The following is a 17,031-nucleotide window of genomic DNA, read 5'->3' as shown; positions in this document are numbered from 1 at the left end:
GCCGAGGTGTTACTTGGCCGAGGCCGTCAGGTCTGCGCGGCGCGGTCCCGCGTACGACTGGAGGCGCGCCAGGGTCAGCCCGGTGAGGCGGGTGACCTCGCCGGAGTCGAGGGCTCCGCAGTCCAGGCCGCGCAGCAGGTGGCCGGCGAGGGCCTTGGCGGTGGCGGGCTCGTCCATGACGTCGCCGTCGACGTGGTTGGCGTAGGCGGCCAGGCGCTTGGCGGCGGCCTCGAAGCCCTCGCGGTAGAAGGCGAACACGGCCGCGTACCGGGTGGGGAGGTGGCCGGGGTGCATGTCCCAGCCCTGGTAGTAGGCGCGGGCCAGGGCGCGGCGGGTGAGGCCGTAGTGCAGCTTCCATGCCTCGTGGACGTTCTCGGTGGTGCCGACCGGCAGGACGTTGGTGGAGCCGTCGGAGACGCGGACGCCGGTGCCGGCGGCGGCGACCTGCATGATCGCCTTGGCGTGGTCGGCGGCCGGGTGGTCGCTGGCCTGGTAGGCGGCGGAGACGCCGAGGCAGGCGCTGTAGTCGAAGGTGCCGTAGTGCAGGCTGGTGGCGCGGCCCTCGGCGGCGTCGATCATGCGGGCGACGGTGGCGGTGCCGTCGGCGGCGAGGATGGCCTGGCTGGTCTCGATCTGGATCTCGAAGCCGATCCGGCCGGGGGTGAGCCCGCGGGTCTTCTCGAACTGCTCCAGGAGCCGCACCATCGCGGTGACCTGCTCGGGATAGGTGACCTTGGGCAGTGTGAGGACCAGGCCGTCGGGCAGTCCGCCGGTCTCCATCAGGCCGGTGAGGAAGACGTCGAGGGTGCGGATGCCGCGGTCGCGGACCGGGGCCTCCATGCACTTCATGCGGATGCCCATGTACGGGGCGGCGGTGCCGTTCTTGTACGCGTCTGCGACGAGACGGGCGGCGCGGGCGGCGTCCTGGTCCTCGTCGGCGCCCTTGTAGCCGTCCTCGAAGTCGACCCGCAGGTCCTCGATCGGCTCGCGCTCCAGCTTGGCGCGCACGCGCGTGTAGACCGGTTCCGCGAGTGCGTCGGACAGTCCGAGCACGGCGGCGAAGGAAGCGGCGTCCGGGGCGTGCTCGTCGAGGGCGGCGAGGGCCTGGTCGCCCCAGGAGCGGAGGGTGTCGGCGGCGAAGACGTTGCCGGGGACGTAGACGGTGTGGACGGGCTGGCGGGTGCCGGGGTCGCCGGGGTAGCGGCGCTCCAGCTCGGCGTCGACCGGTGCGAGGGAGGCGCTGATCTCCTCGCTGACGGCGCCCGCGAGGCTCGTCGCCACCTGCTCCTGCTGACCCATGCCACACCCTCCTGTTTTCCGCACTACGGAATCAACAATCCGTAGAACGAAGTTAGCCGTGGATCTTCCCGCTGGTCAACACCCCGTCCACAGCATGAGCCGCCCCTCCCCTCCCTGCACTCCGGTCCCGCCACGCCCTCTTTCGCGCACCGGTCGCCCCCTTCATCCTGATCCGACGGGAGGGGATTACATGCCGGACACCGACAGAATGACGCGTCGCATGGGACTGAGAACCGTGGTGGCCACCGCGCTCACCTTGCCCCTGATGGCCACGATGCCCGCCTCCGCCGCCCGGCCGGCCGGCCGCCGGCTCGACGCCATGACCTTCAACCTTCGCTACGCCAGTGCCGTCGAGCCCAACAGCTGGGCCGTCCGCCGCCCGGTGATGCGCCGTCTCCTGCGCCGCGAGGCCCCGGCCTTCATCGGCACCCAGGAGGGCCTCTACCAGCAACTGCTGGACATCCACGCCGACCTCGGACCGCACTACGCCTGGATCGGCACCGGCCGCGAGGGCGGCAGCCACGACGAGTCCACCGCCGTCTTCTACGACACCCGGCGCCTGGCCCCGCTCGAACACGACACCTACTGGCTCTCCGACACCCCGCGCACGATCGGCTCGAACACCTGGGGCGCCTCGCTCCCCCGGATCGTCACCTGGGCCCGCTTCCGCGACCAGGGCGACGACGGTCGCGAGTTCTACGTCCTCAACACCCACCTCGACCATGTGAGCCAGTACGCGCGCGAGCGCGCGGCACTCCTCATCGCCAAGGGAATCGCCGCGTTCGACCGCTCGCTACCGGTCGTCGTCACCGGCGACTTCAACGCGGCGGCCCACGACAACCAGGCCTACGACCACCTCATCGCGTCGGGGCTCGTCGACACCTGGGACGCGGCCGCCGAACGCGGCGACGCGTACGGCACGTTCCACGGCTACCGGCCGCTCACGCCCGACGGCGAGCGCATCGACTGGATCCTGGCCACGCCGGGGGTGCGGGTCCACCGGGCCTCGATCAACACCTTCGCCGTCGACGGGCAGTTCCCGAGCGACCATCTGCCGGTGCAGGCGTCCCTGACCCTGGGATAGGCCGAGGCCCCCGTGACCGCCGGAAGAACGGTCGCGGGGGCCTCGTACACCCCAGAGCGAGGATCAGCCCTTGCGGGCCTTGACCTCCTCGGTGAGGGCGGGGACGACATCGAAGAGGTCGCCGACCACGCCGTAGTCGACCAGGTCGAAGATCGGGGCCTCGGCGTCCTTGTTGATCGCCACGATCGTCTTCGAGGTCTGCATGCCCGCGCGGTGCTGGATCGCGCCGGAGATGCCGGAGGCGATGTAGAGCTGCGGCGAGACGGACTTGCCGGTCTGGCCGACCTGGTTGGTGTGCGGGTACCAGCCGGCGTCCACCGCGGCACGCGAGGCGCCGACAGCGGCACCGAGGGAGTCGGCGAGCGCCTCGATGATCGCGAAGTTCTCGGCGCCGTTGACACCACGGCCACCGGAGACCACGATCGCGGCCTCGGTCAGCTCCGGGCGGCCGGTCGACTCACGCGGCGTGCGCGAGACCACCTTGGTGCCGGTCGCGGCGGCGGAGAAGGTCACGGCCAGCGCCTCGACGGCACCGGCGGCCGGGGCGGCCTCCACGGCGGCCGAGTTCGGCTTGACCGTGATGACCGGGGTGCCCTTGGAGACACGGGACTTGGTGGTGAAGGAGGCGGCGAACACCGACTGGGTGGCCACCGGGCCCTCGTCGCCGGCCTCCAGGTCGACGGCGTCGGTGATGATGCCGGAACCGATGCGCAGCGCCAGACGGGCGGCGATCTCCTTGCCCTCGGCGGAGGACGGGACGAGGACGGCGGCCGGGGAGACGGCCTCGACGGCGGCCTGGAGGGCGTCGACCTTCGGAACGACCAGGTAGTCGGCGTACTCGGCGGCCTCGTGGGTGAGGACCTTCACCGCGCCGTGCTCGGCGAGGGCGGCGGCGGTGTCACCGGCGCCGTTGCCCAGCGCGACCGCGACCGGCTCGCCGATGCGACGGGCGAGGGTCAGCAGCTCCAGGGTGGGCTTGCGGACGGCACCGTCCACGTGGTCGACGTAGACGAGAACTTCAGCCATGGGAATGCTCTCCTGCTTGGATCAGATGAGGGGCGGTCGGCGAACTCGGGCTCAGATGAACTTCTGGCCCGCGAGGAACTCGGCGAGCTGCTTGCCGCCCTCGCCCTCGTCCTTGACGATCGTGCCCGCGGTGCGCGCCGGACGCGCCGCCGCGTCCTCGACCTTGGTCCAGGCACCCGCGAGACCGACCTCCTCGGCCTCGATCTCCAGGTCCTCCAGGTCCCAGGACTCCACCGGCTTCTTCTTGGCGGCCATGATGCCCTTGAAGGACGGGTAACGAGCCTCGCCCGACTGGTCGGTGACCGAGACGACGGCCGGCAGCGAGGCCTCCAGCTGCTCGGAGGCGGCGTCGCCGTCCCGGCGGCCCTTGACCGTGCCGTCCTCGACGGAGATCTCGGACAGCAGGGTCACCTGCGGGACGCCGAGACGCTCGGCGACCAGCGCGGGGACGATGCCCATGGTGCCGTCGGTGGAGGCCATGCCGGAGATCACGATGTCGTAGCCGGCCTTCTCGATCGCCTTGGCGAGCACCAGGGAGGTGCCGATGGCGTCGGTGCCGTGCAGGTCGTCGTCCTCGACGTGGATCGCCTTGTCGGCGCCCATCGACAGCGCCTTGCGCAGCGCGTCCTTGGCGTCCTCGGGGCCGACGGTCAGGACCGTGACCTCGACGTCGTCGTCGGAGTTCTCCGAGATCTGCAGCGCCTGCTCGACCGCGTACTCGTCCAGTTCGGAGAGCAGACCGTCCACGTCGTCCCGGTCGACGGTCAGGTCATCGGCGAAGTGCCGGTCGCCGGTGGCGTCGGGCACGTACTTCACGGTGACAACGATCCTCAAGCTCACGCCGGCTCTCCTACTGCTGCGTCGACATTTCTGTGCTGCCTACTTGCAGGCAGCATAGGCGCCCCAAGCGGCCGATCCCGATCGGGGCGGCCCGCGCTCCGAACGAAATATTACTCGTCAGTACACCCAGTTCTTTCCCGCTAAGCAAGCGCTTTGAACTGTGACCTTTGCAACGCAGCGTAATCGGAACTCGACGGTCCCGCAGCGGCAGGGCCCAAGGGCCGCGGCGCGGGCGCGTCAGTCGCGCAGGCCGCAGAATCCGCCCTGGTGGTACAGGAGCGGACGGCCCGGTCCGGCCGGGTCGCCGAGGAGCACCTCGGCGAGCACGATCCGGTGGTCCCCGGCGGGCACGCGCGCGACGACCCGGCACACCAGCCAGGCCAGGACGTCGTCGAGGACGGGAACGCCCTCGGGGCCCTCGCGCCAGCCGGTGGGCGCCCCGAAGCGGTCGGCGCCGCTGCGGGCGAAGGTGGCGGCCAGCTCCTGCTGGTGCTCGCCGAGTATGTGGACGCCGACGTGGTCGGTCCCGGATATCGCGGGCCAGCTGGAGGCGCCGGTGCCGACACCGAAGGACAGCATCGGGGGCTCGGCGGAGACCGAGGTGAGCGAGGTGGCGGTGAAGCCGACCGGGCCGCCGGCACCACGGGCGGTGATCACGGCGACGCCCGCCGCGTGCCGTCGGAAGACGGAGCGCAACAGGTCCGGGGAGGCGAGCTGGGGAGTGCGGAGGTCCGGGGTGGCCGTCATGGAGTCGTCCTTCTGCGAGGCGGGGCAGGTGCGTCCGTGGCTGCTCAACAGCCCGGACAGCGCGCGCTCGCAGTGCGGGCGAGGTCGACGTGGACCCGCCCGAAGAGAAGGAGTTCCGAAGGCATACGGTCAGGCTGACGATAGGTGGCGCGCACAGTCAAGTACGTCCCGGGATATGGGAGGTGCCTCACCGTCACACGGCCTCGCCGAGGGCCGCGATGACGTCCGCCTTGCGCGGCTGCCCGGTGGCGCGGCGCACCACGCGGCCCTGGGCGTCGAGGACCAGCACGGTCGGCGTCTTGAGGATGTCCAGCTTGCGTACGAGGTCCAGGTGGGCCTCGGCGTCGATCTCGACGTGGACGACCCCGGGCACCAGGCCGGCCACCTCGTCGAGGACGCGCCTGGTGGCCCGGCAGGGCGCGCAGAAGGCGCTGGAGAACTGGACGAGGGTGGCACGCCGCCCCAACTCCGCGCCCAGTTCGGCCGCGCCGAGCCGCTTGTCGTCGTCGCGCCCGCGCACCCGCACTCTCCCGCTCCGCTGCCTGTGCAGCACTCCGTAGACGCTCGCCGCGGCGAGCACCAGTACACACACCACGACTCCGGTCATCACCCAGCTCCAGCGTTCACGAGACTGCAAAGATTCCCGCCTCCCCCCATGGCACTCCATGCGGAATGCTTGATTCATGGACATCGACGTGAGAGGACCGCGCTTCGGGGCGGCCGTGACGACCCTAGTACTGGCGGTCGTACTGATCACCGGCAGCATATGGCTCCTGGCCTGGCAGACCCTGGCGTTCGCGCTGGGTGCCGCGGGCGGGGTGGGGCGCTCGCCGTACGGCTGGCTGTTCCGGAAGGCCGTGCGGCCCCGCATCGGCCCGCCGCGGGAGTTCGAAGCGCCCGAACCTCCGCGGTTCGCGCAGGCGGTGGGCCTGGCCTTCGCGGTCCTGGGTCTGGTCGGGTACGGCGTCGGACCGCAGTGGCTCGGACTCGGCGCGACCGGGGCCGCCCTCGCGGCCGCGTTCCTGAACTCCGCGTTCGGGTACTGCCTGGGGTGCGAGATGTACCTGCTCGTGCGGCGCATGACGGTCCGCGCGCAGTAAAGGCGACGTAAAAGCACGAGGTGGATCAAGTGACCGACGTGACAAGGATCTCGCCGTTCACGGGCACCAGGACTGGCCACCCGCCCGTTCTTGGGGCACGATCTGCGAGATGCCGTAAACCTACGGTGTCGTAACTTTCCCGCCGGGAGCCCCCTTTCCCAGGCAGAGAAGGAAGGGTCCACCCCGTCCATGGCAGAGCTTGTCTACCGGCCCGTCGTCGGCCTCGCCCTCACCCTGTTCAAGGCGTGGGACCTGAAGATCGACTGCAAGGGTTCGGAGAACATCCCGCGCTCTGGCGGCGCCGTGCTGGTGAGCAACCACATCAGCTACCTGGACTTCATTTTCGACGGACTGGCGGCCCTCCCCCAGAAGCGCCTCGTGCGCTTCATGGCGAAGGAGTCCGTGTTCCGGCACAAGATCTCCGGTCCGCTGATGCGCGGGATGAAGCACATCCCCGTGGACCGCAAGCAGGGCGAGGCGGCCTACCAGCACGCGCTGCGCTCGCTGCGCTCGGGCGAGATCGTCGGGGTCTTCCCGGAGGCCACGATCTCCCAGTCGTTCACGCTCAAGTCCTTCAAGTCGGGTGCCGCGCGCCTGGCCCAGGAGGCGGGCGTCCCGCTGATCCCGATGGCGCTCTGGGGCACGCAGCGGCTGTGGACCAAGGGCCACCCACGCAACTTCAAGCGCAGCCACACCCCGATCACGATCAGGGTCGGCGAGCCGGTCGCGGCGCCCAAGGACAAGTACGCGGGCGCGATCACCCGTCAGCTGCGCGAGCGTGTCCAGGAGCTCCTGGAGGCCGCCCAGCGCGCCTACCCGGTGCGCCCCAAGGACGCCGACGACACCTGGTGGATACCGGCCCACCTCGGTGGTACGGCGCCCACTCCGGAGCAGGTCAAGGCCGCCGAGAGCCGTTGAGGATCGCGGGCGACGCGCGATCGCCCGCCCCGCGCCGCCCGCCCCCGCCGCACGACCGGTAGGGTCCCGCCCGTAACGGGCGGACGTGCTACGGGGGCGGAGAATGCGGCGCTGGGTCAAGGTGTCGGTGACGGCTGCGGTCGTGCTGGGCGTGGGCGGCTGGGCGGCCACCCCGTACGTGCACGACTGGTGGCTGCTGCGCACGGCCTGCGACGGCGCCCTGCCCGTCGACGCGGTGCGTGAACTGGGGCGCGACGGCGACCACTTCGCGGACGCGGCGGCGGCGACCCATGAGGAGCTGGGCGACTACGGCTGCGCCCTCCGGTTCGAGGGCGACGACGTGCGCGACGACCGGCTGCTGTCGACCGAGGCGTACACCCGACGGGACGACCTGGACCGCGAGTTCATGACCGTCCTGCCCGAGACCGGCTTCGACGACGTGGCGCCGATGCCGGACGGACTGCCGGGCTTCATCGACAAGTTCGGCGCCCTCCAGTTCCTCGTACCCTGCCCCGGGTTGGGCGAGGACGACGAGGGCCGGCAGCGCAAGCTGCTGGTGCGCACCCAACTCGGCCGGGACACCCGGTGGGGGACGCCCGCCGCCTACGAGACCGCGGTGGCGCTGACCAACTCCGCCTCCGACCGCCTCGGTTGCGGCGCCGAACCGCTCACGGCACCCGGCGGGGACGCCGCGCCGGCCGATCCGCAGAAGCGGCCGAGGACGGTGCCGCTGGCCGACGCCGGCGACACCGCCTGCGGCTGGGCGCTCAGGTCCGGGGCGCTCGACGCTTCCCGGTGGCGGGTGGCGGTCCTCATGAACGACGCCGGTCCGGTGGGGCGTTGCGATCTGTACGCCCGGGACGCCGACTCCGGCAAGTGGGAGGGCCGGCTGTGGTTCGCCGCCTGGTACGGCGACTGGAGCAACCGCCTGGTCGCCGAGCAGGAGCGACGCGAGCCCGGCTCCCGCACGGCGACGGCGCGTTGCGACGGCGAGGCCGCCAACTTCGCCCTCAGCGCCGACAAGGACGTGCCCGGCGTCGGGAAGGCCGGACAGCGGAAGCTGTTCGCGGCCTTCACCGAGGCGCAGGCCGAACAGCGGGGCTGCACGGGGCTGCGCCTCGCCGGCTGAGCTCGTTCAGTACCGCGTCAGCCAGAGTGCCCGGACGTACCGGTCGTCGATCAACTGCCGGAGCTGTGCCGCGCGTTCCGTCGGCACGCTCCGCGTCTTCGTCCAGGCGTCCAGGACGGTGAACAACTGGTGCCGCCCGTCCATCAGGTCCCCGCTCACTGCTCCGGAGACCGGCCGCTCGGCGATGTCCCCCATCGGCGGCCGGCTGCTCACCTGGCGGTCGGCCGCCCGGTAGGCGCCACGGGTGTGCCGCCGTACCGCCTTGTCGAAGGCGGCGAGATCGGGGATCGTGCCGTCCCTGGCGTACAGCGCCCGGTGGCTCATCAGGGCGCCGATGCGGTCGGTGAGATGCTCCAGGTCGATGTCGGTCCAGGTCGTGGCCGACTTCGGGGCGCCGTCCTTCTCCTTGCCGGGGTGGTAGTCGGGGTCGGCGCCGTTCCTGGTCAGGCGTTCGAGGTAGTACGCGAAGTACGCGCGCTCGGCGTCGTAGAGGATCGCGAACGCCTCCGGGTCCGCGGCCAGTTGGCCGATCAGGTCCTCCGGGTCCGCCCGTACGTCCGAGTAGGGCCGGCTGTGCTCGAAGTCGGCGTGCGCCTCCCCAGGCGCCAGGAAGCGGCCGTACGTCGTCCAGCCGGTGTCGTCCGGTGCCGCCGCCACGGCGTCCACGGCCGGGCTGTACGCCTCGCGGTCGGCGCTCAGGAAGCGGTTCACGTCCACCACGTACTCGGCGAGGACACGGGCCACGCCGGGTGCCGCTCCGCGGGGCACGGGCTCGTCCTCGTAGGCGGCGACGACGGCGTAGGCGGCACGCGCCTGGGCGAGTGTGTGGCGCCCGCCGTCGGCCGCGGCCCGGGTGGCCGCCTCGGCGACCTGCCCGAGCACCTCTCCGCCGTCCCCGCACGGATTCTCGTGGACCAGCAGGGCCCGCACGGCGTCGTACCGGGACAGGTCGTCGCCGGGATCGAGGGCGCGGGTGGCGGCGGCCGGGTCCTTCGCGAGGGCACGCGTCGCGGCCGGGATCTCCTGGCAGGGCGTGTCGTCCCCGGAGTCCGCGAGGACGATCGGCACCGCCGTGCCCGTCCCCAGCAGGGCCAGCGCCACGGCCGAGGTGAGCAGCCAGTGCTTCCTCAGCCGGGCGAGAGGCCGCGTGGGCCCTTCGTGGTCGCCGGCCGCGATGTCCGCGCCGGCGCTGTTCTCCTCTGTTCCCCCGTCATGCATACCGGGGAGGTTAACGACCGCGGCGGATCACGGGCGCACCGGGTCGGGGCCGTGCACCTCGACGCGCGCACCGGGGCTGAACTTCTCCAGCAGCTCGGCGAGTTCGGCACCGGCCCGCTCGACCTCGGCGACCGGCATCGGGGCGAGGCTCTCAAGGAGGAAGATGCCGGAAGCCGTCGTTTCGGTGAGCCGGGTGCGCGGGCCCTGGCGCCAGTTCCAGCGGCGGCAGGTCACCCCCAGCTCGTCGCGCCACACCACCTCGCCGGCCTCGGGGTGCTCGACGGCCTCCTCGCCTCCGGCGACCGTCACGAAATCCTCGTCGCCGCTCGCCCGCACGAGCCGCATCCCGCCCTGGATACGGTCGATGTCCTCGCCGCCGACCGGGATCAGATGGGCGACGCTGATGGCGTTGTAGACGTCGACGAGCAGGTTGATCCGGGGCAGTCCGCCGTCCGCCAGGGCCCGCTTCGCCAGCGCCTCCGCGGAGTTGCGGGTGCGGGAGGGCTTCGACCCGAACGCCGTGTACGCCTCGCGCCACGCCGCCATGTGCGGGTCCTCGTGCGGCGCACGCCCGTCGAGGCGTACGGCGAGACGGCGGGCCGCGTCGTCGAGGAGCGCCGAACTGGCCTCGGTGCTCGGTCCGTTGACGAGGCCGTGCGCCTCGATCGCGAGGTGCGTGAAACCGGGCGCGAGGGCGCGGACCTCGTCGGACACGGTGAGGGAGAAGGTCATCGCCTGCCTCAGAGTTCGGTGGGGAGCGTCTTCCACAGGTACGACCGGTCGGGGGCGGCTCTGAGGACGCTCAGGACGGCCGGGTGAGGTTCAGCATACAGGACCGGATAGTCCACCTCATTGGACTCAGGGTCGGGCACCCATGCCAGCCGCTCACCGTCGAGGGAGAACTGCGCGTCCACGCCCGGTTTGTTCCCGCGCGGGTCCTGCCGGTGCCACTTCCCGTTGAAGCGCACGGCGACCAGTCCGTGCACGGCGTGCCCGCTGCCGTCGTCGTGGGCCAGGCGCTGGTAGCACAGAGCCGTCGGGATGTCCTCGGCCCGCAGCAGGGCCGCCAGGGCGTGGGACTTGGCGTAGCAGATGCCGGTTGCCTGCTCCAGGACGTCGGAGGCCCGCCAGGTGACACGCAGGTCCCCGCTGTCGGCGGAGTGGGGGATGGTGTCGCGCACGAACTCGAAAGCCAGTCGCGCATAGGCATACGAGTCCTCGGCCTGTCGGGCCAGACGGGCGGCCGCCTCCCGGACCAGCGGGTGATCGTGGTCGATGGCCTCGTCGGCGGCGAGATACGCGGACAGGTCAGGGGTGTTCTGGATCAGCTCCATGGCCGCAGAGCATAGGAATACGATCACCCGGCAGTCAATTCTTTTCCGGGTGACCGTATATCTATGCAGACTTGCATGCTGGACCGCTAGTGCGCCATCTCCTCCTTGAGCGCCGCTACGAACGCGTCCACGTCGTCCTCGGTCGTGTCGAAGGCGCACATCCAGCGGACCACGCCCGCGGCCTCGTCCCAGAAGTAGAAGCGGAAGCGCTTCTGGAGGCGGACGCTCACGTCGTGCGGGAGCTTGGCGAAGACGCCGTTGGCCTGGACCGGGTAGAGGATCTCCACGCCGTGCACGGCACGGACGCCCTCGGCGAGGCGCTGGGCCATCTCGTTGGCGTGGCGGGCGTTGCGCAGCCACAGGTCCTTGGCGAGCAGCGCCTCCAACTGCACCGACACGAAGCGCATCTTGGAGGCGAGCTGCATGGACAGCTTGCGCAGGTGCTTCATGTGGCTGACGGCGTCCTGATTGATGACGACCACCGCCTCGCCGAACAGCGCGCCGTTCTTCGTCCCGCCGAGGGAGAGGATGTCGACGCCGACCGCGTTGGTGAACGTCCGCATGGGGACGTCCAGGGACGCGGCCGCGTTGGCTATGCGGGAGCCGTCCAGGTGCACCTTCATGCCGTGCGCGTGGGCGTGGTCGCAGATGGCGCGGATCTCGTCCGGCGTGTAGAGCGTGCCGAGCTCCGTGCTCTGGGTGATCGAGACGACCTGCGGCATCGCCCGGTGCTCGTCCTCCCAGCCCCAGGCCTGCTTGTCGATCAGCTCGGGGGTGAGCTTGCCGTCGGGAGTGGGGACGGTCAGCAGCTTCAGGCCGCCCATCCGCTCCGGCGCCCCGCCCTCGTCGACGTTGATGTGGGCGCTCTCGGCGCAGATCACCGCGCCCCAGCGGTCGGTGACCGCCTGGAGCGCGACGACGTTGGCGCCGGTGCCGTTGAACACCGGGAACGCCTCTGCCGTGGGACCGAAGTGGCTGCGGACGATCGCCTGGAGGTTCTCGGTGTAGTCGTCCTCGCCGTAGGCGACCTGGTGCCCGCCGTTGGCCAGTGCCAGGGCGGCGAGCACCTCCGGGTGGGCGCCGGCGTAGTTGTCGCTGGCGAAGCCCCGGGTGTCCGGGTCGTGGTGGCGCCGGGCGTCGGTCTTCGGCGGGTTCACCGCGTCACGGTGCGCAGCGGTCACGGCTTCTCGGTGAGCCACAGACGGTTTCCGTTCACTTCTCCGGCGGGCTTCTCCCAGACCTCGGCGATGGCCTGGGCCAGGTCCTTGACGTCCGTGAAGCCCGCGAACTTGGCGTTGGGTCGCTCGGCGCGCATGGCGTCGTGCACCAGGGCCTTGACCACCAGGATCGTGGCGGCGGAGGTGAGCTCCTCGCCGGCCCCGGCCTTGCGGAAGAAGTCTGCCATGGCGAGCGTCCACGCCTCGGCGGCGGCCTTGGCGGCGGCATAGGCGGCGTTGCCCGCGGTGGGCTTGGTCGCCCCGGCGGCGCTGATCAGGACGTAGCGGCCGCGGTCGCTGCGCTGGAGCGCCTCGGAGAAGGCGAGGGAGGTGTGCTGGACGGTGCGGATGAGCAGCAGCTCCAGGAAGTCCCAGTCGTCGAGGCTGGTCTTGATGAAGGTCTCGCTGCCGCGCCAGCCGCCGACGAGGTGGACGACGCCGTCGACCCGGCCGAAGTCCTTCTCGATACGGGCGGCCCAGTCGCGTGTGGACTCCAGGTCGAGCAGGTCGACCGGCTCCCCGGTGACGGTGGCGCCGCCGCCCGCGTCACGGGCCGCGCTCACCGCCTCCGCGAGCCGCTCGGGGTCGTTGTCCGCGCCGACGACGGTCGCCCCGGCCTCGGCCAGCCGCAGCAGGGTCGCGCGGCCGGCGGGACCGCCCGCGCCGGCCACCGCGATCACCGCACCGCTGAGAGCTCCGTTCCCCGCCATGTTCTTCGCCTCCTGAGCTTGCCGTGCAGTGTTCCCGGTACCGCGCTCGTTCACGCGGCGACCTGCTCGGCGCTCTCCGCACGGATGCCCTTGGTGTCGGCGATCACGTTCTTCAGCTTCTTGGAGAGGGCCTCATAGAACATGCTCAGCGGAAACTCGTCCGGAAGCACGTCATCGACGAGCTTGCGTGGCGGCTGGGTCAGGTCCAGGGCGTCCGGACCCTTGGCCCACTTGGAGCCGGGGTGCGGGGCGAGGTAGGTGGAGACCAGCTCGTACCCGGCGAACCAGTGGACGAGCTTCGGGCGGTCGATGCCGTCGCGGTAGAGCTGCTCGATGTCGGCGCAGAGCTGGTTGGTGACCTGCGGGGCGCGCTGCCAGTCGATGTGCAGCTTGTTGTCGGTCCAGCGGACGACGTCGTGCCTGTGCAGGTAGGCGAAGAGCAGCTGGCCGCCGAGGCCGTCGTAGTTGCGCACCCGCTCACCGGTGACCGGGAAGCGGAACATGCGGTCGAAGAGGACGGCGTACTGCACGTCACGGGCCTGCGGGACGCCGTCGGCCTCCAGCTTCACGGCCTCCTTGAAGGCGGTGAGGTCGCAGCGCAGCTCCTCCAGGCCGTACATCCAGAACGGCTGGCGCTGCTTGATCATGAACGGGTCGAAGGGCAGGTCGCCGTGGCTGTGGGTGCGGTCGTGGACCATGTCCCACAGGACGAAGGCCTCCTCGCAGCGCTTCTGGTCGTGGACCATCGCGGCGATGTCCTCGGGCAGCTCCAGGCCCAGGATGTCGACGGCGGCGTCGGTCACCCGGCGGAAGCGGGCGGCCTCGCGGTCGCAGAAGATGCCACCCCAGGAGAATCGTTCCGGCGCCTCGCGCACGGCGATCGTCTCGGGGAAGAGCACGGCGGAGTTGGTGTCGTAACCGGCCGTGAAGTCCTCGAACTTGATGCCGCAGAACAGCGGGTTGTCGTAGCGCGTGCGCTCCAGCTCGGCCAGCCACTCCGGCCACACCATGCGCAGCACCACCGCTTCGAGATTGCGGTCGGGGTTGCCGTTCTGCGTGTACATCGGGAAGACGACCAGGTGCTGGAGCCCGTCCGCGCGCCCCTGGGCGGGCTGGAAGGCCAGCAGCGAGTCCAGGAAGTCCGGCACCTCGAAACCGCTCTCGGCCCACCGCTGGAGGTCCTTGACCAGGGCCTCGTGGTAGGCGCGGTCGTGCGGGAGCAGCGGAGACAGCTCCTCGACGGCATCGGCCACCTCGCGCACCGCGGCCTCGGCCGCCGCACGCTCCGGGGCACCCTCGGCGGAGAAGTCGATGGACCCGTCCTTGGACTGCCACGGCCTGATCCGCTCCACGGCACCCTTGAGCACGGGCCACGCCGGGTGATCCACCACCCTGGTCGCGGGAGGAACCTGCTCCCCCATAGCCGCCTGCACAAGAATTTCCGTCATGTCCCATCCTCCACGGGAGAACCTCGCGTAAGGACACCGTATGTGTTCGAGGTTCCTGCCAGCAAGAGGGGGCTCCGCAAATTATCCTGCGCCCTCACATGGTCACGAAACTTTTTCCTGCGGAAAGCCATGAAGGCGCCAGACGCGGGTATACGTGATCCTCTTGAGGGCATGAGCGGTCAATGCCCGCGGGACTCGCCCACCCCAGGGTGACCGGCGGGCGCGGTCACGGCCAGGTCCGCCCCTCGCGCCACCCCGATCCCCCGTGTACGCAGGGGTTCATCACCGGGCGAGGCCATTAGGCTGCGGAAGCCGAGCCGCCGTCGACGGAAGCGAGTTGAACCTTGAACTTCCTTACCATCGGTCATCGCGGAGTCATGGGTCTCGAACCCGAGAACACCCTCCGTTCCTTCGTCGCCGCCCAGCAGGCCGGCTTCGACGTCATCGAACTCGACCTGCATCTCAGCAAGGACGGGGCCCTCGTCGTCATGCACGACACGGACGTGGACCGCACGACCGACGGGACCGGTCCGATCGCGGAGAAGACGCTCGCCGAGCTGCGCACCCTGGACGCGGGCCGCGGCGAGAAGGTCCCCGTCTTCGAGGAGGTCCTGGAGGCGGTGCGGGCGCCGCTCCAGGCCGAGATCAAGGACATCGCGGCAGCACGGGCGCTGGCCGAGGTCATGCTCAAGCGGGATCTGGTGGGCCGGGTCGAGGTGTCCTCGTTCCACGACGAGGCGATCGCCGAGGTCTCCCGCCTGGTGCCGGGCGTACGGACCGCGCTGATCGGCAGCCGGTACGGCACCGACATCGTGGAGCGCGCGCTGGAGGCCGGCGCAGCGACCGTCTGCCTGAACATCCGCCGGATCACCCTGGAGATCGTCGAGCACGCCCGCAAGGCGGACCTGAGGATCATCGGCTGGGTGGTGAACACGCAGGACCACCTGCGTCTCGTCCGCGCCCTTCAGCTGGACGGTGCGACCACCGACTACCCGGAGATCAAACGCACCGCCCGCTTCACGGCGTAACGATTATGCGAGCGGCTTGACCAGCAGCTCGAACTGCAGGTCGTCGCGCTGCGGGATGCCGAAGCGCTCGTCGCCGTACGGGAACGGGGTCATCCGGCCCGTACGGCGGTAGCCGCGGCGCTCGTACCAGGCGATGAGGTCGTCGCGTACGGAGATCACCGTCATGTGCATCTCCGTGACGCCCCATGCCTCCCGCACCGTCCGCTCCGCCTCCGCGATGATCACCTTGCCGAGGCCGGCGCCCTGGAGCTGCGGGCTCACGGCGAACATCCCGAAGTAGGCGTGGTCACCGCGGTGTTCGAGCTGGCAGCAGGCGACCACCCGGCCCTCGCGCTCGACGGTGAGCAGCCGGCTGTCGGGCGCCTTGATGACCTGGAGCACGCCCTCCGGGTCGGTCCGCTGCCCTTCCAGGATGTCCGCCTCGGTGGTCCACCCGACCCGGCTGGAGTCCCCGCGGTACGCCGACTCGATCAGCGCGACCAGCGCGTCCACGTCGGCGTCGGTGGCATCGCGGAAGGTGAGTCCGGCGGTCATGGGACGGGTCATCGGGCGCTTCTCCAGTCTCGGGCGCGACACAGGCACCGACGAGCGTAACCCTCCCGCTAGGCTCCGCCGCATGGTGCACGTACTGAGCGGCCGGACCCTCATCCACCCCGTCGATCCGGAACGGTCCCGGCACTTCTACGGCGAGCAGCTCGGCCTCGCCGTCTACCGCGAGTTCGGAACGGGCCCGGAACGCGGCACCGTCTACTTCCTCGGCGGCGGTTTCCTGGAGGTCTCCGGGCGCTCGGAGGCGTCGCCCTCACCGGCCCTGCGGCTGTGGATGCAGGTCGCGGACGTGACCGCCGCGCACGAGGAGCTCACGGCCAGGGGCGTCGAGATCCTGCGGGCACCGGTGACGGAGCCCTGGGGGCTGATCGAGATGTGGATCGCCGATCCGGACGGGACCCGGATCGTCCTGGTCGAGGTGCCCGAGGACCACCCGATCCGCTTCCGCCCGGGCATCTGAAGACCGCTTCCGGGGCCGAGCCGCGCGGCTTGCGTTGGAGCGAGCTCCACCTCCTGGCGTCGTACGCACGACGACCTGCCTGAAGGGGAACTCATCGTGCGGTACACACTGTTCGGCAAGACCGGCCTGGGCGTGAGCGAGCTCGCTCTGGAGCGGACACCGGAGCGCGAACTGCTGTCTCAGGCGCGGGCGTTCGGGCAGGCGGTGTTCGCGTGGGCACCGCTCGCGGCCGGAAAGCTCACCGGCTAGTACCGGCGTGGTGAGCCGGGCTGCCTCGACAGCTGGGGCGACAAGCCTGACCCGCGGCAGGAGGAGGCCATCACCGCGGTCCTGGACATCGCCGAGCAGGGCGGCTGGAGCCCGGCCCAGGTGGCGCTGGCCTGGCTGCTCCAGCGGCCCGGGAACGTCGTGCCGATCGTCGCGGCCACCAAGGAGCACCAGCTGGCCGACAACCTCGGCTGTGTCGGCGTCCGCCTCGACGCCGACGCGGTCGCGCGCCTCGGCGAGGTGAGCGCGGTGCCGCTCGGTTTCCCGCACGACTTCGTCCGGGAACCGGCCGTCGTACGGAACATCTACGGCGACCGCTGGGAGGACATCGACGACCGCCGCTCAGGTCACCGGCGGACAGCGACGGAGGTGCTCTAGGGGCGGCCCCCCGTCCTCGGGACAGCGGTGTCACCGTCACCGAGCCGATCACCGGGGCGTGGGCGGGGCGCTGACCGTGGGCGTGCTTCGTGGCGCCGACGAAGTCGGGGAGCTCGTCCGAGGTGAACGTGACGGTGTTGGCGCCCTGGTCAGCGCGTGGCGGCCGGGGCGGTCCGCCGTCACCGTCAGGGTGAGCGCGTTGCCGGGGCCGCGGCCCACTCCGTCGACGGCCTTGCCGCCGGTGGCGTACGGCAAGGCGAACGTCAATGGCGGGACGCC

General features: G+C 70.9%; 18 protein-coding genes and 1 pseudogene. 7 read left to right on the top strand and 12 right to left on the bottom strand.

What is annotated here, in order from left to right; all coding sequences use genetic code 11:
• Nucleotides 1-9: 9 nt before the first annotated feature.
• Complete coding sequence (locus tag DI272_RS43090) at nucleotides 10-1,299, bottom strand: DUF6986 family protein (RefSeq protein ID WP_109500570.1); 1,290 nt, start codon at nucleotides 1,297-1,299, stop codon at nucleotides 10-12.
• Nucleotides 1,300-1,489: 190 nt separating this feature from the next.
• On the opposite strand from DI272_RS43090, the gene DI272_RS43085 reads away from it, so the two are divergent.
• Nucleotides 1,490-2,383: an endonuclease/exonuclease/phosphatase family protein gene (locus DI272_RS43085; RefSeq protein WP_109500569.1), complete on the top strand. Its 894-nt coding sequence runs from the start codon at nucleotides 1,490-1,492 to the stop codon at nucleotides 2,381-2,383.
• Between the two features lie 63 nt (nucleotides 2,384-2,446).
• On the opposite strand, the gene DI272_RS43080 is transcribed toward DI272_RS43085, so the two are convergent.
• The 4 genes from DI272_RS43080 to DI272_RS43065 form a co-directional block, all read right to left on the bottom strand.
• Complete coding sequence (locus DI272_RS43080; protein WP_109500568.1) at nucleotides 2,447-3,409, bottom strand: electron transfer flavoprotein subunit alpha/FixB family protein; 963 nt, start codon at nucleotides 3,407-3,409, stop codon at nucleotides 2,447-2,449.
• A 51-nt stretch (nucleotides 3,410-3,460) separates the two neighbouring features.
• Nucleotides 3,461-4,249, bottom strand: coding sequence for an electron transfer flavoprotein subunit beta/FixA family protein (locus tag DI272_RS43075; RefSeq protein ID WP_109500567.1), 789 nt, complete (start codon nucleotides 4,247-4,249; stop codon nucleotides 3,461-3,463).
• A gap of 237 nt (nucleotides 4,250-4,486) precedes the next feature.
• Complete coding sequence (locus DI272_RS43070; RefSeq protein WP_109500566.1) at nucleotides 4,487-4,996, bottom strand: flavin reductase family protein; 510 nt, start codon at nucleotides 4,994-4,996, stop codon at nucleotides 4,487-4,489.
• A 193-nt stretch (nucleotides 4,997-5,189) separates the two neighbouring features.
• Complete coding sequence (locus tag DI272_RS43065; RefSeq protein ID WP_109500565.1) at nucleotides 5,190-5,603, bottom strand: thioredoxin family protein; 414 nt, start codon at nucleotides 5,601-5,603, stop codon at nucleotides 5,190-5,192.
• A 76-nt stretch (nucleotides 5,604-5,679) separates the two neighbouring features.
• On the opposite strand from DI272_RS43065, the gene DI272_RS43060 reads away from it, so the two are divergent.
• The 3 genes from DI272_RS43060 (at nucleotide 5,680) to DI272_RS43050 (ending at nucleotide 8,143) form a co-directional block, all read left to right on the top strand.
• Entirely contained in the window at nucleotides 5,680-6,096 is a 417-nt protein-coding gene (locus DI272_RS43060) for a DUF4395 domain-containing protein (RefSeq protein WP_109500564.1), read from the top strand.
• Nucleotides 6,097-6,285: 189 nt separating this feature from the next.
• The gene (locus DI272_RS43055) at nucleotides 6,286-7,014 is read left to right on the top strand and encodes a lysophospholipid acyltransferase family protein (protein ID WP_109500563.1); all 729 of its coding nucleotides are present in this window, start codon (nucleotides 6,286-6,288) and stop codon (nucleotides 7,012-7,014) included.
• 103 nt (nucleotides 7,015-7,117) lie between these two features.
• Complete coding sequence (locus DI272_RS43050; protein ID WP_109500562.1) at nucleotides 7,118-8,143, top strand: hypothetical protein; 1,026 nt, start codon at nucleotides 7,118-7,120, stop codon at nucleotides 8,141-8,143.
• 6 nt (nucleotides 8,144-8,149) lie between these two features.
• Here the strand turns inward: DI272_RS43050 and DI272_RS43045 are convergent, their stop codons facing one another.
• From DI272_RS43045 to DI272_RS43020, 6 genes are all read right to left on the bottom strand, one after another.
• Nucleotides 8,150-9,361 carry a hypothetical protein gene (locus tag DI272_RS43045; RefSeq protein WP_109500561.1) on the bottom strand — a complete coding sequence of 404 codons (1,212 nt, stop codon included), beginning with the start codon at nucleotides 9,359-9,361 and terminating at the stop codon, nucleotides 8,150-8,152.
• 27 nt (nucleotides 9,362-9,388) lie between these two features.
• Nucleotides 9,389-10,093 (bottom strand): B3/4 domain-containing protein, encoded by a 705-nt coding sequence (locus DI272_RS43040; protein ID WP_109500560.1) that lies wholly within the window; start codon nucleotides 10,091-10,093, stop codon nucleotides 9,389-9,391.
• 8 nt (nucleotides 10,094-10,101) lie between these two features.
• Nucleotides 10,102-10,695 (bottom strand): transglutaminase family protein, encoded by a 594-nt coding sequence (locus DI272_RS43035; RefSeq protein ID WP_109500559.1) that lies wholly within the window; start codon nucleotides 10,693-10,695, stop codon nucleotides 10,102-10,104.
• 86 nt (nucleotides 10,696-10,781) lie between these two features.
• Nucleotides 10,782-11,852 (bottom strand): low specificity L-threonine aldolase, encoded by a 1,071-nt coding sequence (locus DI272_RS43030; protein WP_109501339.1) that lies wholly within the window; start codon nucleotides 11,850-11,852, stop codon nucleotides 10,782-10,784.
• 20 nt (nucleotides 11,853-11,872) lie between these two features.
• Entirely contained in the window at nucleotides 11,873-12,622 is a 750-nt protein-coding gene (locus DI272_RS43025) for an SDR family NAD(P)-dependent oxidoreductase (RefSeq protein WP_109500558.1), read from the bottom strand.
• Nucleotides 12,623-12,672: 50 nt separating this feature from the next.
• The gene (locus DI272_RS43020; protein ID WP_109500557.1) at nucleotides 12,673-14,070 is read right to left on the bottom strand and encodes a DUF6421 family protein; all 1,398 of its coding nucleotides are present in this window, start codon (nucleotides 14,068-14,070) and stop codon (nucleotides 12,673-12,675) included.
• Nucleotides 14,071-14,414: 344 nt separating this feature from the next.
• Between DI272_RS43020 and DI272_RS43015 the strand changes: the two genes are divergently transcribed.
• The gene (locus tag DI272_RS43015; protein ID WP_109500556.1) at nucleotides 14,415-15,098 is read left to right on the top strand and encodes a glycerophosphodiester phosphodiesterase family protein; all 684 of its coding nucleotides are present in this window, start codon (nucleotides 14,415-14,417) and stop codon (nucleotides 15,096-15,098) included.
• A gap of 3 nt (nucleotides 15,099-15,101) precedes the next feature.
• Here the strand turns inward: DI272_RS43015 and DI272_RS43010 are convergent, their stop codons facing one another.
• Complete coding sequence (locus DI272_RS43010; protein ID WP_258314848.1) at nucleotides 15,102-15,644, bottom strand: GNAT family N-acetyltransferase; 543 nt, start codon at nucleotides 15,642-15,644, stop codon at nucleotides 15,102-15,104.
• A gap of 70 nt (nucleotides 15,645-15,714) precedes the next feature.
• Between DI272_RS43010 and DI272_RS43005 the strand changes: the two genes are divergently transcribed.
• Nucleotides 15,715-16,107, top strand: coding sequence for a VOC family protein (locus tag DI272_RS43005; RefSeq protein ID WP_109500554.1), 393 nt, complete (start codon nucleotides 15,715-15,717; stop codon nucleotides 16,105-16,107).
• Between the two features lie 144 nt (nucleotides 16,108-16,251).
• Nucleotides 16,252-16,752, top strand: a pseudogene (locus DI272_RS43000) (aldo/keto reductase); the annotation flags it as partial.
• Nucleotides 16,753-17,031 lie beyond the last annotated feature (279 nt).

The organism is Streptomyces sp. Act143 (assembly GCF_003143935.1).
Lineage (GTDB): Bacteria > Actinomycetota > Actinomycetes > Streptomycetales > Streptomycetaceae > Streptomyces.
This window is presented reverse-complemented; position numbering and strand designations above follow the sequence as displayed.

Excerpts from the sequence above, each read along its gene's own strand:
- DI272_RS43065 (WP_109500565.1), bottom strand. The coding sequence starts at position 5,603 with ATGACCGGAGTCGTGGTGTGTGTACTGGTGCTCGCCGCGGCGAGCGTC.
- DI272_RS43060 (WP_109500564.1), top strand. The coding sequence starts at position 5,680 with ATGGACATCGACGTGAGAGGACCGCGCTTCGGGGCGGCCGTGACGACC.
- DI272_RS43005 (WP_109500554.1), top strand. The coding sequence starts at position 15,715 with ATGGTGCACGTACTGAGCGGCCGGACCCTCATCCACCCCGTCGATCCG.
- DI272_RS43040 (WP_109500560.1), bottom strand. The coding sequence starts at position 10,093 with ATGACCTTCTCCCTCACCGTGTCCGACGAGGTCCGCGCCCTCGCGCCC.
- DI272_RS43070 (WP_109500566.1), bottom strand. The coding sequence starts at position 4,996 with ATGACGGCCACCCCGGACCTCCGCACTCCCCAGCTCGCCTCCCCGGAC.
- DI272_RS43020 (WP_109500557.1), bottom strand. The coding sequence starts at position 14,070 with ATGACGGAAATTCTTGTGCAGGCGGCTATGGGGGAGCAGGTTCCTCCC.
- DI272_RS43080 (WP_109500568.1), bottom strand. The coding sequence starts at position 3,409 with ATGGCTGAAGTTCTCGTCTACGTCGACCACGTGGACGGTGCCGTCCGC.
- DI272_RS43010 (WP_258314848.1), bottom strand. The coding sequence starts at position 15,644 with ATGACCCGTCCCATGACCGCCGGACTCACCTTCCGCGATGCCACCGAC.
- DI272_RS43025 (WP_109500558.1), bottom strand. The coding sequence starts at position 12,622 with ATGGCGGGGAACGGAGCTCTCAGCGGTGCGGTGATCGCGGTGGCCGGC.
- DI272_RS43050 (WP_109500562.1), top strand. The coding sequence starts at position 7,118 with ATGCGGCGCTGGGTCAAGGTGTCGGTGACGGCTGCGGTCGTGCTGGGC.
- DI272_RS43085 (WP_109500569.1), top strand. The coding sequence starts at position 1,490 with ATGCCGGACACCGACAGAATGACGCGTCGCATGGGACTGAGAACCGTG.
- DI272_RS43035 (WP_109500559.1), bottom strand. The coding sequence starts at position 10,695 with ATGGAGCTGATCCAGAACACCCCTGACCTGTCCGCGTATCTCGCCGCC.
- DI272_RS43090 (WP_109500570.1), bottom strand. The coding sequence starts at position 1,299 with ATGGGTCAGCAGGAGCAGGTGGCGACGAGCCTCGCGGGCGCCGTCAGC.
- DI272_RS43055 (WP_109500563.1), top strand. The coding sequence starts at position 6,286 with ATGGCAGAGCTTGTCTACCGGCCCGTCGTCGGCCTCGCCCTCACCCTG.
- DI272_RS43045 (WP_109500561.1), bottom strand. The coding sequence starts at position 9,361 with ATGCATGACGGGGGAACAGAGGAGAACAGCGCCGGCGCGGACATCGCG.